The following is a 12,606-nucleotide window of genomic DNA, read 5'->3' as shown; positions in this document are numbered from 1 at the left end:
TGGAAATCTTTTTCGCCAAAATACGCGCGGTCAGGTTTGCAGGCGTTGAAAAGCTTGGCAACAATTGTCACCACTCCTCGAAAGTGGCCGGGCCGATGAAGACCACAAAGCCCTGCCGACATAGAAGGCACTTCAATCCAGGTATCGAAACCATCTTGATACATCGCCTCCGGGGTCGGCGCATAAACCGCAGCCACCCCCCTGGAGCGACAAACCTCTAAATCCAATTCAAATGTCCGGGGATAAGTATCAAGATCTTCGGTGGGGGCAAATTGGGCCGGGTTCACAAAGATGCTTACAACGACCGAGGCACATTCAGACACCGCGCTGGCAATCAGGCTGGTATGCCCTTCATGGAGAGCGCCCATAGTAGGGACCAGGCCTAGCGTCCCGCATTTGGCTCGCAAGGTACCTGCGAGAGTTCTCATCTTAGCCGGAGAATCGACGATGTCCATGAATTCAACCCAGGGGCTTAAAACCCCTTTGCTACGGCGGACAATGCAGATATTCCCAGATAACCTAATTCAAGGCTAATTGAAATTATCCTACATGACAAAGGGCGGAAAAGCGCGTTGTTTTTCAATCCCAGTTGTCCGGCATCCGCTTCACCCAGCCACCTTCACGGGGAAGAGATGACAAAAGCTCGCCCGCCGATTTTCCTATCTTAGGATGAACCACCTCCGGCGCAAGCTCCACCAACGGCTCAAGCACAAAACGCCTCTCGTGCATTCGGGCATGTGGCACCGTGAAACTCAGTGTTTCGATGTTTCGATCCTCATACAACAACAGGTCGATATCAATCAGGCGGGGGCCCCAACGAAGCGACCTTGTGCGGCCCATTACCTCTTCCACCGACAGGATGGCGGCAAGGAGGGCTTCGGGAGAAAGGCGCACTCTCCATTCGGACACAGCGTTGACAAAGGAATTTTGCTCGACAGGGCCAACGGGTTCGGTCAGATAAAATGAGGATACACCACAGAGGCGAAGACCCTCATTTTCTTTTAAATGCTCGACAGCCCTTTTAATCTGCTCAACAGGCTCATCTTGATTCGCGCCCAGAGAGAGAAACGCGCGCGCCTCAAGGCTCAAAAACCAGCCTTTTCAATCCGGGCTAACGCCTCACGAATTCGGTCCTCGGGAACAGTAAGCGCCATACGAACAAAACCCTCACCCGAGGGACCAAATCCGTTGCCGGGTGTCGTGACAATCCCGCATTTTTTAAGAAGATGGCCAGTAAACTCGGACGAGGTGTATCCGTCCGGGCAGGAGATCCAGACATAAAAAGTAGCCTTCGGGGTATTCGCCTTGAGACCTAATTTAGCAAGTCCCTCGAGAATTACATCGCGCCGGCATTGGTAGGTCCGGCACATATCCTCGACACAGGCCTGATCAGCCTCAAGGGCGTGGATGGCAGCCTCCTGAACGGCCTGGAAGGCACCCGAGTCCACATTCGTCTTGATGGACCCCAGGCCCGCTAACACATCGGCGTTACCCACGGCGAAAGCAATACGCCACCCCGTCATGTTGTATGTCTTGGAGAGTGAATGAAATTCAATGCCTACATCCTTGGCCCCCTCGGCATTGAGGAAACTCACCGGCTTGTAGTCGTCAAATGCCATTTCCGAGTAGGCGATGTCACTACAAACAATAATGTCGTGGCTCTTGGCAAACTCAACCACTTCATTATAAAACCCGACATCCGCACAGGCAGAAGTCGGGTTGTTCGGGTAGTTCAAATAAAGAAGCTTGGTCTTTTTCGCCACCTCTGTCGGAATCGCCCCAAGGTCGGGCAAAAAATCTCCCTCCAACGTCAGGGGCATAAAGTGCACCTGACCATCGGCGAAATAAGTTCCGATCTCGTAAACCGGATAGGCCGGATCCGGAATCAGGGCATAGTCGCCGGGATTGATGAAAGCCAAGGAGATATGAGCGATTCCTTCTTTTGAGCCGATAAGAGATAGCACCTCCGAGGCGGCATCGAGCCCCACCCCGAAGCGTTTCTCGTACCAATCAGCGCAAGCCGTTCTAAAGCTGAGCATCCCCTCATAGGAGGGATATTGGTGGTTCGCCGGGCGTCGAGAGGCGACCGAGAGTTCTTCGATAATATGATTGGGAGTGGGCAAATCCGGATCGCCAATGCCTAGGCTAATGATGTCCCAACCATCATTTTGTGCCTCTTGTTTCATCCGGTCGATTTCAGCAAATAGATACGGAGGGAGTCGCTTTAGACGCTCGGCTCGCTCGATTTGAATAGAAGACATGGCTCTCCTCATCCTCAGAAGTAGTTTGTGGCTCTAATTTTAGGGGAAAATGGCAATAAAATCATGAAAATTAGCTCCAAAATGTGTCAAAAATCTACCACGTTGAAAAAAAATCGGCAACCGATAACCTTAGGAAACAAAGAGAAATCCCCAGTTATTGTCTAAAATGGTTGAATATATTCTTATGAGTCATTGGATTTTAAGGTTTTAATCGGATCCAGTTGGTGTTAGTATCGCCTTTGTTTGGGATTGATATGGATATGTATTTGATTTTATAAGGAAAAAATACGGTATTAGGTGGCCAGCCATTCGCCCGTGCCAATTCGAATCTCCCCCGAGGAGTCATTCGAGTTGGATGGCTGGAATATTTCTGATTATGAAAATAAATCAGAACCGCCATTGGAGGAGATTGGGAGGATGAGCAAATGCTGGAACCCGATATCCGCATGCTTGTAGTTGAAGATCAGGGCGAGTTACGACGCGCACTTGTAGCAATACTGAAAAGAATGGGCGCATCCGTTGTCCACAGTGTGAGCAGCGGCGAGGACGCATTAGAAATTCTAGCCAAATCCCCTGTCGATTTCATTTTATGCGAGTACACCCTACCTGAATTAAACGGCATGGCCCTACTCCGTGAGATTCGCACCAATAACGCCTATGCAGAGACACCTTTCATCATGCTCACCAATCAAGGCCAATTCGATGATGAAGAGTATGCCGAGGCCGCCGACTACGACATTGACGGACATCTCATCAAACCCCTTAATCAAAAAGATTTAGAGGACATTGTCGATGAGATTTTGAAAAAACGGGCTGAATTCAAAGAATGCGCAATTCGTTTGGCACGCGCTGCAGCTTTTGTCGATATCGGGGCTGACACCGAGGCTGCAACCGAAATTGCCTCGGCCCAGGAGGCCCAACCCACCTCAACCCGCGTTTGGGTGGAGTCCGGCCAATTATTTGAGGAATTAGGCGACAACGAGAAAGCACATAAAAGCTACGCACGGGCAAGCAAAATAGACAGCTTTTGCGCCAAAGCCTATGAGGGCATGGCGAATATTTTGGGGAAAGAGGGAAAAAGCGAGGAAGCCTTCGAGTTCCTTAAAAAAGCGGTGGACCTAAGTCCCAAGAACAAAGATCGCCAGCTTAAGATGACCAGACATCTCCTCGAATCAGGTGATGAGGACGGTGCAAGAGTCTCCCTCCACAAAGCCCTTGAGCGTGAATCAGATCCTGCGGCCCGGAGCGCCGCAGCAGCCGATTTTCTCATGGAATCGGGCAGAGCAGATCTCGCAGAGGCCGAGTATAGTTTTGCACTTGAGTCGGATCCGGATAATACGCGCTACTACAACAGACTGGGCCTTGCCTTCAGGCGACAGAAAAAATTTCGGGAAGCCATCGAAAACTACAAAAAAGCCCTGACCGTCTCCCCAGATGACACCGTCCTATATTACAATATGGCGGTGGCACTCGCCGAAAGCGGTCAACAGACACAAGCCATTGGCGCCCTTCGACGTGCCCTGGTTCTGAGGCCCAAATTCCCCCAGGCCGAGAATTTTTTGCAGTCCCTACAAGAGAAAACTGAATCTATAGCCGCCAGAAACTAAAAATTACTGAAAAAAAATTCAGATTCACCCCCTAAACACCACAATTTACCCCTCCCGGAGGTGTAAAGCCTTTTGCCGCTTATGTTAAGATTCAGCCGTTCTACTCATCAGATGGCCCTAAAAGTTTTGTCATCTATAACCGTGAGTGCCCGTTATCACCATGACGTCACAAGATAGGAAGGAATAGCTCCGATGACCCACGTCATCGCAGAACCCTGCGTAGGAACAAAAGATACAGCTTGTGTTGAGGTATGCCCCGTTGATTGTATTCAACAGGCAGGCGATGAGTCGAGTGAGATGCTCTACATCGACCCCTCTGATTGCATCGATTGCGCAGCTTGTGTGCCTGCCTGCCCGGTGGATGCCATTTTCGCGGAAGGCGACCTACCCTCCAAATGGGCGAAATACACTCAAATCAACCTTGATTTCTTTGCCTCAGGTGGAGCTGGCGCAGCGGCGCCTGCGGCTGGTGGCTCAAGCCCGGCTGCGGCGAAGAAAAAAGAGCCCGAGCCTGAGCCCCTTCGGCCGCTTGAGCTCAACCCCGAGGAAATATATCAATCGCTCTCCGAGCTAAGGGACGATCTGTCCGAGCAGCGCCAAATGAACGACGCCGACCTCCGGGCCAGAAAATCTCCGGCCATCGTCGGCCTTGTTGCCGCCGCCATTTTAATTTTGGTCTTTGCCATCGGCAATAACATCTCGAAGACCATGAATTTCTCGCTTTACTCAAAACTAGGCTCCCACGCCATAGGGAAGAGCAAACCGAAACTCGGCGGGAGCGAGTATTCGCTCAACAAGAAGGTGGGGGAAAAACAATATAAGGTAATGGTTTCCGACTCAATTTTTGGTGCCAGAACCCTCACCCTCCAGGTAACATCGGCGCCATTTAACGAGAAAATTTACCATGAAGACGAAAAGTACTTTGCCTTCAACCAAAACCAGGACAGTCGCTTTTTCTATGTTTTCATTGACGAGAAGAGCAACGGGTCACTCGATTCGGTTCTCAGGGTTCGAGAACTGTGGTCAAAGGAGAACCAATTCCTTGGTCGCTACCAAAAACCCCTCACACCGACCGATGCGCTAGAGAAGATTTACCATCAAGAAGCGAGCAAACTGGCAAAGCAATTAGGGCTCTGAGCTCTCGCTCGCCAATCCAGATAACGCAAACCCCCTGCCCGGCTGAAGCCAGGCAGGGGGTTTTTATACGTGTGATTGGTGAATCAGATCAAAAATCAACCTTGTCTGCCGCATCAGTTTCGGGAAACGGGCCTTCCTTAATTTCTATTGCCTTGGTCCCCTTCTCCAAAAACTCAATCGAATGCCCCTCGTACATGATGATCAGATCGCCCGGGTCAAGGTTCACATCCGTCAGATGCTCGCCTTCTTTCGTATAGACGTTGATTCTCATCTTACCCGAGCGGCACATCATTATCTGGTGCCGCGTCGTGTTTGTCGGGCGATCAGTCACGAGGTGATAATGTGGCTTAACGACGGCGCCTGGGTTGCGATTAAGCATGATGACCTGGAGCGGATTTTCATCCGCCGTCATATGCGCTTTCGTCTGGCGCTCGGCCTCGGGATCAATATTTCCATATGCCTCGGCCAGATGGGCCTTCTCCTCGTCTGTATCCAGATAAGGGGGAAAAGCAGCGTAGTCATCAAAATCATGGCGAATAACCTGTGCAACCGTTCTGCCATCAGAGGCCTTTATGTATTCAACACCCTTTGTTTGAATCTCCTGGCTCATAACAACTCCTTATACTCATGAAAGAAACCACAAGGGCAATAGCCACTTCTGGCTGATAATCAATGACAAGCAATTCTAATAAAATCAGACCACCGAGTCACCTTCACAAATCGAATTTTTACAACATTGGCAGTGCCATGTCAGAGCGCCGGTAGCGACGAATTGCCGCCTCGGGGCTCGCATTTGCATAACAATAGACACAACCATGCGGGCAGGTGTCATATCCCCCGATATCCCTTGAGGCCGCGCACCCACACTCCTCCCGTGTCGGGCGAATAGATAATTTCCCGCCTGAAGGGGAGATAATGTCTAGAAGCAGGGGGTCTACACAGTGGGCCTTTTCAATACCACCCGCCACCAAATCGTCCTCGCAACAGGCCCTGAGGCTGATACCATGCCGCTCGCTGATTTCAGCCAGCGCCTTTGATAGGTGCAAACGCTCACCGAAAGACGGCTCAAGCGGCCTCAAGGGTCCTGGCAGCGCCGCCATGTTCCGGCGAACCTTCCCATAGATGTCCAAGAAACTGAAGATACAGACCCTCGTCGCGCCCTCTAGCCCGCTGGCAATCCGCTCAAAATTTCTGATGTGATAATCTGCCCCTATCTCCTGGGTAATCACAATGGGGTCATAGCGCCAGCGAACACGCCCTGGCCCAATGTGCCCCGCAAGACGATGAAAAGTCTCAACCGCACTGTTCACCGGGGGATTCGAGCGCTCAAGCGCCTTAGCATATCCATTAATTGTAAAGAGAAAATAAAAGGGAATTTGCGTAGCTTCGATATTTTCGATTTTCTGCATCAACGGGGCCGGATTCCGCGTCCAGAACACAAAGGCCCGAACATCCTCGGGCTCAAGCGATACCCTATGTGTCTTCCCGTTGAACGGATTCCGGTATTCAGCGAAACCCTCATCCAATCTTTTGATGAACCAGGGGGCATGAAAAGCAGGAACATCCGTTCGGCGTGAAACGGATATGACATTCGCCACCACAATCCGCCCCTCCAACCTTAAAAGGAAACGCGGCTAACTATATTCCCAGGACATCTCTCATCTCGTAAACGCCAGGCTTCTGGCCGCTCACCCATCTCGCCGCCCTTATGGCACCAGCAGCAAAATTATCCCGCGTCGTTGCCCGGTGCGTTATTTCAATTCGCTCGCCTTGGCCAAAAAAATAGACCGTATGCTCACCCGCCACATCGCCGCCTCGAAGGGTCTGCATTCCGATGGCCCTCTGTGGTCGCTTCCCTGTCTCCCCTTCTCGATGGAACACCGCATCGCCCGGATAATCTCTCCCCAAGGTCCGCGCTAAAATCTCTCCCATCCGAACGGCCGTGCCCGATGGGGCGTCGATCTTTTGATTATGGTGGGTTTCTAGAACCTCGACATCATATCCATCGCCCAGAAGCCGAGCCGCCTCCTCAATCAACCGAAAAGCCGCGTTGACACCCACACTCATATTGGGAGCATGGACACAAGGGATTTTCTCTCCAATCTGTGCCAACGCCTCGCTTTCGGCAGGGGTGAATCCCGTGGTCCCGATGACGATGCCCATCCCCTTTTCGGCGGCAAGGCTGGCATGAGACAAACTCGCCACCGGTATAGCGAACGAAATAATGACATCTCCTTCGAGGGAGGAATCATCAGAGGTAAAGGGGATTCCCAACGGACCAACCCCTGACGCCTGCCCGGCGTCATCGCCCAGAGCGGTAAACCCTTCCCTCTCAAGGGCACCAGAAAGCGTCATATCCCCGCTGGCTACTATCAAATTGATGATCCGGGCGCCCATCCGCCCGCCGGCCCCAGCCACTACCACACGTGTCGCCACTGAAACTTCCTCTCTCGTGGATGAATTTTAAAAATTAAGTATCCGGATCAACTCAATTAGAATGTACGAGTGTCCAATCCTTATTATGCCTTAATTCACCTCTCATCGACAGTATCTTCACGAAATGGCCCTTCGACGATGCATCCACTTGCCGGGAGACCCGGCTATACCCCTATACTCATCGTGCATTAGATAATTGTTGTTCTTGATGGCTTTAATCCCGCCGAAAAGAGAGCACCGGTGAGCGAGAAAAAAAAGGGCAATCGCTATATGGAAATGCCACCCTCCTCCCCGCCAGATGAGATTGATCTGACAGAGGCCACAAATTCGGCTCTTACCCACTTCAAGGCAGGGGACATGGCGCTTGCTGAGCAGGGTTTTAGACAAATCATCCGTCGCCTGCCTTTGCTGGAAGAGGCAGTATCAACTTCCCTCTCGTCCGATTTGATAATTTTTTATCGTGAGATTTACAACAACCTCGGAGTTTGCCTCCACCTCCAAGACAAAATCGATGAGGCCATCCTCAACTACCGGCTCGCCATCGACATTGACCCGGAACATGCGGACTCTCACAGCAACATGGGTGTCGCCATGCAGCGCCAGGGGAAGATGGGGGACGCCGCCACCACCTATCGACGTGCGCTCGAACTCAACCCCGGCCACCGGGATGCCAACACCAACTTTGGCGCACTATTGATAAAAATGGGACGCCTTGAGGAGGCGGCTCTAGCCTCCCGCCACTGGCTTGAAATAACCCCGAACAATGAAACCGCAATCGCCACATTAGGAAATGCCCTTTACTTGCAGGGACATCTTGAGGAAGCAGGTAAAAGCTTCAGAGACGCCTTGGCGCTAAATCCCCAAAACGTCATGGCCCTTGGAAATCTTGGGGCAATTTACATGAATCAAGGCAAACTGGAGGAGGCGGAGAGTGCCTGCCGCAAGGCTTTAGAGCTAGCCCCCGAGGACACAAATTCGCTTGCTAGCCTAGGCGCTGTTTTACTAAAAAAAGGACACTTCGAGGAATCAGAAGCCCTTTGCCGCCAGGTAATCGAATTCGATGCTGACAACGCAAATTCGTTTAGCAACCTCGGCGCCGGGCTGATGCAACGCAAAATATGGGACGAGGCGGCTCTAAGCTTTCGAGAGGCAATACGACTTGAACCAGGGCACCTGGCAGCTCACTTCGGACTCGCCACAGTTTACTGGGCGATTGGAGATGATAATAGCGATAAAGACATCTTCGAGCGGGCACTGGTCCGCTGGCCTGACAACGCCCCCCTTCGGCTTCTCGTTGGCTCTCGCTATCCCGCCTTCGCCACCATCGAGGATATCGACCGATGCCGACAGGATATCGCAAAATTGATGGCGGAAAATAATGCCCCCGCGCTCGACTTCAACCTCGACGAAACACTTGCCTTTGCTCGGCCACTCTCGTTCTACATGGCTTTTCACGGCAGGGATGACCTGAAATTAAAATCTCAATGGGCAGATCTCTACCAATCGTATTTCAGCAGCAAATTCCCCCAAATCCTCGATTTTTCACCTCAGGCGCTATCGACTCAGCCCAGAGACCTCCCCCGGATAGGCTTTTTCACCACCGCCTCTGGGCCCTTTACTATATGGCTCTCGAAAATCGTCCAAAAAATATCCAAGGAAAAATTTCAAGTCACTATCATTTGCCCCAAGAGCGAGAAAGATTTTTTTGAAAACCAAATAGGCGTGGACGCCAAGATCGATTATTTTTTCATCAATCCAGACTTCGAATCCGCCATCCAGGAAATCCGCTCCGAGGGTTTCGACGCCATTGTCTACCACGAGGTAGGAACCGATCCGACCAACTATTTCCTCCCCTTTTTCCGCCTCGCACCCGTCCAGTGCACCTCGTTCGCCTATGGCTATACAACAGGCCTGCCCTCGATCGACTATTTTCTGTCCAGCGAGTTTATCGAGTCGGACGACAGCGACCGCCATTACAGAGAAAAACTCGTTCGCTTCCAATCTTTGGGCTATCTTTTCGAGCGCCCCCCCTCGTTTGTGGAAATCCACGAGCGCGAACTTTTCGGTTTCTCTGAGGGGGATCATATATACGGCTGCTATCAGAATCTTTTTAAAATTCACCCGGAGCACGATGCCCTAATCGGCGAAATTTTGAGGCGTGATCCCCAAGGCCTTCTCGCCATCATCGACAGCGGAAAACCGAACCAGAATGAGGCACTCATGTCCCGCTTCATGACAACCTTCCCCGATTGTATTGACCGAGTGAAAATGCTTCCCCGGCAGGAGCCCGATCGCTTTTTCAGCCTTCTTCGCCTCTCGAATGTGCTTCTCGACTCGCTCCACCTGGGAGGCGGGACAACAACACTCGATAGCTTGTCCGTTGGCACGCCAATTGTGACATGGCCCGGAGAATTCGCCCGTGGCCGCTTCACTTCGGCCTGCTACCGACTCATGGGGATAGAAAACTGCACAGCCAGGGCATACGCCGAATATGTTGAGATTGCCCTTCGTTTGGCTAATTCGCCCGCCGAACGGGATGCGACAAAGGAGAAAATCCTCGCCGCTAACCACCTGATATTCGAAAATGATAGCGCGGCTTTGGAGTGGGAGGCCTTCTTTGAGAAAACAATTAAAACATACAACTAACGTACTATCATACAGATACGTAATATTTTCAATATATTACATCACGAATATCCTCTATGTATCCCGCTCCGCACAATAAAGGGGGCCCGCAGAGGAGCCCCACCGGGGAACCCCGCAGGGGAACCCGCCTGCGTCCAAACATATGATTGGCCCGAACATGAGATATTAGAATTATGGTGAAAATTTGGTCCGATTAATGATTACCGGCTTGATGCTTTTGGCCATATCGGCACACAGTGGGGGATGAGATTCTGGAGGCCACAATCACGCTGGAGATGGGTATTTTGAAGCCACCTCCCCCTACCGAGGAAGATGCCCTCTGGGTCAAGCGCTGCCAAGCGGGTGACCCGGATGCCTTCGAGCCGCTGGTGATGAAATTCGCCGGGAGAATCGAGCGGCTGATATGGGGAATTCTGGGAGAGAGACGTCTTGAGGCCGAGGACGCCGTGCAGGATGTCTTCATCAAAGCCTACACGGCGCTTCCCAAATTCAGGGGCGATGCAAAATTCTCGACCTGGCTCTACCGGATAGCGGTGAACCATTGCCGAGACATCATTCGGCGCTCCCCGCCCCTTCCCGTTCCGCTGGACGAAAACATGCTGGCGGCAGAGGAGGCAAAAGAGGCAGATGAGGCTGGCAACGAGGAGAAACATGACAAAGCTGAGGCCGCCTCATCCCGGCAGCTTCAAATTCTTCTCGGCGAGCTCAAGGAGAGTCACCGAACCATTATCGTGATGCGGGAGCTAGAGGGAATGAGTTACGATGAAATCGGCAAGGCGCTGGGTATACCTCCCGGCACCGTCCGCTCAAGGCTGAACCGGGCGCGTGCCAAGCTTCTTCGCGCTGCAAATAGCATAAGGAGCGAAAAACCATGAATCGCTGGAAAGTATGGCGCTATTGGATGAATAAAGCGCGGGCATGGGACTCCCTTGAGGCAGGCGATGATAAGGAGATTACCTCGCTCAAGGGCATGTTCAAATCTGCCAAGCGCGATGCGCCCGACATCGGCGTAGAGGTGTGGCGAAATATTCGCCCCCACCTTAAGGCCTTGGGAGAAACGACTCTTGCGCCACCCATATCTCTTTGGAACGCTCTGGCCTCTACGGGGCCCCGTTTTGCCGTAGGGGCTGCCTGCGCCCTGCTCATTATGGCTGGTGCGTTCATGTACCGGGCCGAGGAGGCCCCCAGAATCGAAACAGCCGCTCTGAGCCCGCCCCCCGTTATTGTAGAAACACAGGCGGCGAGCCCGGAGGAATATCCGGTTCAGGCTCTTCAATCCAATAACGGCGAGGAACTTCTTCAGTTCATCGCTTATGGCGGACCATCCCGCTAAGAGCGGCAGACGAGAGGCAAAGACATGTCGATTTGGGAAAATTTGGGCGGAATCCGGGGAAAAGTGGCCATGGTGCTCATCGCCGTATTCGCTGCGGGCGGCGGGACAGGATACTTCGCCGGCAGATGGCATGCCCTCGAGGAGAGCATGGGGCGCGAATCCATCAGACGGGCCAGCTTCAAGCAGCGCCACAAAGGGATGAGATCTCGCTTCATGGGCCGCCTTGAGTCCGATCTGAATCTTCAGGCCGCCCAGGCGGAAAAGATTCGGGTCGCCCTCAGCCAGCAACACGAAAGAATGATGGGGCTTCGCATGGGAATGCGCCCCCAGGTAGAAAAAATCCTCGCGGAAGCGAGAAACGATATTCGCGCCTTTTTGAATGCCGAGCAGCAGCGCAGCTTCGATCAAATCCTCCACGAATTCGACGAACGCAGAAGACGCTGGAAGAGCCGCTTTAAAGAGCGCCCGATGGGCGGCATGCGCCCCGGCGGCCGCTAAAACCCAGGAACTCACAGCAATCCTCAGCAACCCACACGAATCAACAACCACAGGGACCAGTTCATGAAAAATTTTCGAATCATTGCACTCTTACTCGGCGCCATCGCCGCGATTTCCTCCCTCGCCTATGCGGAGCCCTCGAAGTCCCCGTACTCGGGACAAGAGAAGAGAGAGATAAAAGCCCTTTCAAGTGGAGAGGTCGAGGGTCTTCTCAAGGGCAAGGGGCTGGGCTACGCCAAATCCGCCGAGCTAAATCATTATCCCGGCCCGCTCCATGTCATCGAGACTGGAAGTAAGATCGGCCTCACCGGCACACAACTGGCCGACACAAAATCCCTCTATCGGGATATGAAAAACGAGGCGATACCCCTCGGGGAGAAAATTGTCGAAAAAGAAAGGGCGCTTGAGGCTCACTTCCGGAAAGGCTCGATAACGGAGGCATCTCTTCAGCGTACCGTCGGCGAAATCGCCCGCCTCAGGGGCGCTTTGCGCATCGTCCACCTGAAATACCATTTAAAAATGAAAAAACTCCTCTCCCCGCACCAGGTCGTCCTCTATGACCAGGTTAGAGGCTATTCAGGGGACATGGGGAATATGGGAAGCATGGGAACCAACCAACACAACCAGCATATGGGCCGCTAATTCTAAAATCTGGATTGTGCCGCCACCAAAAAAACGGGAACCCGCC

Annotated in this window: 13 protein-coding genes; 7 read left to right on the top strand and 6 right to left on the bottom strand. The window is 52.4% G+C overall.

The genetic code is table 11. The features are described from left to right. The 3 genes from HOJ95_06980 to HOJ95_06970 form a co-directional block, all read right to left on the bottom strand. Positions 1 to 455 (bottom strand): pantoate--beta-alanine ligase (locus tag HOJ95_06980; protein MBT6394431.1); only part of this gene is annotated, 455 nt, incomplete at its 3' end. Positions 456 to 579: 124 nt separating this feature from the next. Continuing rightward, positions 580 to 1,059: a 2-amino-4-hydroxy-6-hydroxymethyldihydropteridine diphosphokinase gene (folK, locus tag HOJ95_06975; protein ID MBT6394430.1), complete on the bottom strand. Its 480-nt coding sequence runs from the start codon at positions 1,057 to 1,059 to the stop codon at positions 580 to 582. Between the two features lie 26 nt (positions 1,060 to 1,085). Next, positions 1,086 to 2,261, bottom strand: a complete 1,176-nt coding sequence (locus HOJ95_06970) for an LL-diaminopimelate aminotransferase (protein ID MBT6394429.1) — start codon at positions 2,259 to 2,261, stop codon at positions 1,086 to 1,088. Positions 2,262 to 2,686: 425 nt separating this feature from the next. Here HOJ95_06970 and HOJ95_06965 point away from each other — a divergent pair, with 425 nt between their 5' ends. Then, entirely contained in the window at positions 2,687 to 3,868 is a 1,182-nt protein-coding gene (locus HOJ95_06965; GenBank protein ID MBT6394428.1) for a tetratricopeptide repeat protein, read from the top strand. 192 nt (positions 3,869 to 4,060) lie between these two features. Continuing rightward, positions 4,061 to 5,005, top strand: coding sequence for a ferredoxin family protein (locus HOJ95_06960; protein ID MBT6394427.1), 945 nt, complete (start codon positions 4,061 to 4,063; stop codon positions 5,003 to 5,005). Between the two features lie 88 nt (positions 5,006 to 5,093). Here the strand turns inward: HOJ95_06960 and HOJ95_06955 are convergent, their stop codons facing one another. The 3 genes from HOJ95_06955 to HOJ95_06945 all read right to left on the bottom strand — a co-directional run bounded on the left by HOJ95_06955 (position 5,094) and on the right by HOJ95_06945 (position 7,402). Then, positions 5,094 to 5,615 (bottom strand): hypothetical protein, encoded by a 522-nt coding sequence (locus HOJ95_06955; protein ID MBT6394426.1) that lies wholly within the window; start codon positions 5,613 to 5,615, stop codon positions 5,094 to 5,096. Positions 5,616 to 5,733: 118 nt separating this feature from the next. Beyond that, a complete protein-coding gene (locus tag HOJ95_06950; GenBank protein ID MBT6394425.1) occupies positions 5,734 to 6,606 on the bottom strand; it encodes a DUF1848 domain-containing protein in 873 nt (290 codons plus the stop codon). Between the two features lie 37 nt (positions 6,607 to 6,643). After that, positions 6,644 to 7,402 carry a 4-hydroxy-tetrahydrodipicolinate reductase gene (locus tag HOJ95_06945; GenBank protein ID MBT6394424.1) on the bottom strand — a complete coding sequence of 253 codons (759 nt, stop codon included), beginning with the start codon at positions 7,400 to 7,402 and terminating at the stop codon, positions 6,644 to 6,646. A 279-nt stretch (positions 7,403 to 7,681) separates the two neighbouring features. On the opposite strand from HOJ95_06945, the gene HOJ95_06940 reads away from it, so the two are divergent. From HOJ95_06940 to HOJ95_06920, 5 genes are all read left to right on the top strand, one after another. Next, positions 7,682 to 10,087 (top strand): tetratricopeptide repeat protein, encoded by a 2,406-nt coding sequence (locus tag HOJ95_06940; protein ID MBT6394423.1) that lies wholly within the window; start codon positions 7,682 to 7,684, stop codon positions 10,085 to 10,087. A 284-nt stretch (positions 10,088 to 10,371) separates the two neighbouring features. Then, positions 10,372 to 10,962, top strand: coding sequence for a sigma-70 family RNA polymerase sigma factor (locus HOJ95_06935; protein MBT6394422.1), 591 nt, complete (start codon positions 10,372 to 10,374; stop codon positions 10,960 to 10,962). After that, positions 10,959 to 11,420, top strand: a complete 462-nt coding sequence (locus HOJ95_06930) for a hypothetical protein (protein ID MBT6394421.1) — start codon at positions 10,959 to 10,961, stop codon at positions 11,418 to 11,420. Before HOJ95_06935 ends, HOJ95_06930 begins: the two co-directional genes overlap by 4 nt. A 24-nt stretch (positions 11,421 to 11,444) precedes the next feature. Continuing rightward, on the top strand, positions 11,445 to 11,918 hold the full coding sequence (locus HOJ95_06925; GenBank protein ID MBT6394420.1) for a hypothetical protein: 474 nt from the start codon (positions 11,445 to 11,447) through the stop codon (positions 11,916 to 11,918). Between the two features lie 63 nt (positions 11,919 to 11,981). Next, a complete protein-coding gene (locus HOJ95_06920) occupies positions 11,982 to 12,560 on the top strand; it encodes a hypothetical protein (GenBank protein MBT6394419.1) in 579 nt (192 codons plus the stop codon). Positions 12,561 to 12,606: the final 46 nt, after the last annotated feature.

It is taken from the genome of Nitrospinaceae bacterium (genome assembly GCA_018669005.1).
Lineage (GTDB): Bacteria > UBA8248 > UBA8248 > UBA8248 > UBA8248 > UBA8248.
Note: the sequence above shows the minus strand (reverse complement) of the source record. Positions and strands in the feature narration are given on the sequence as shown.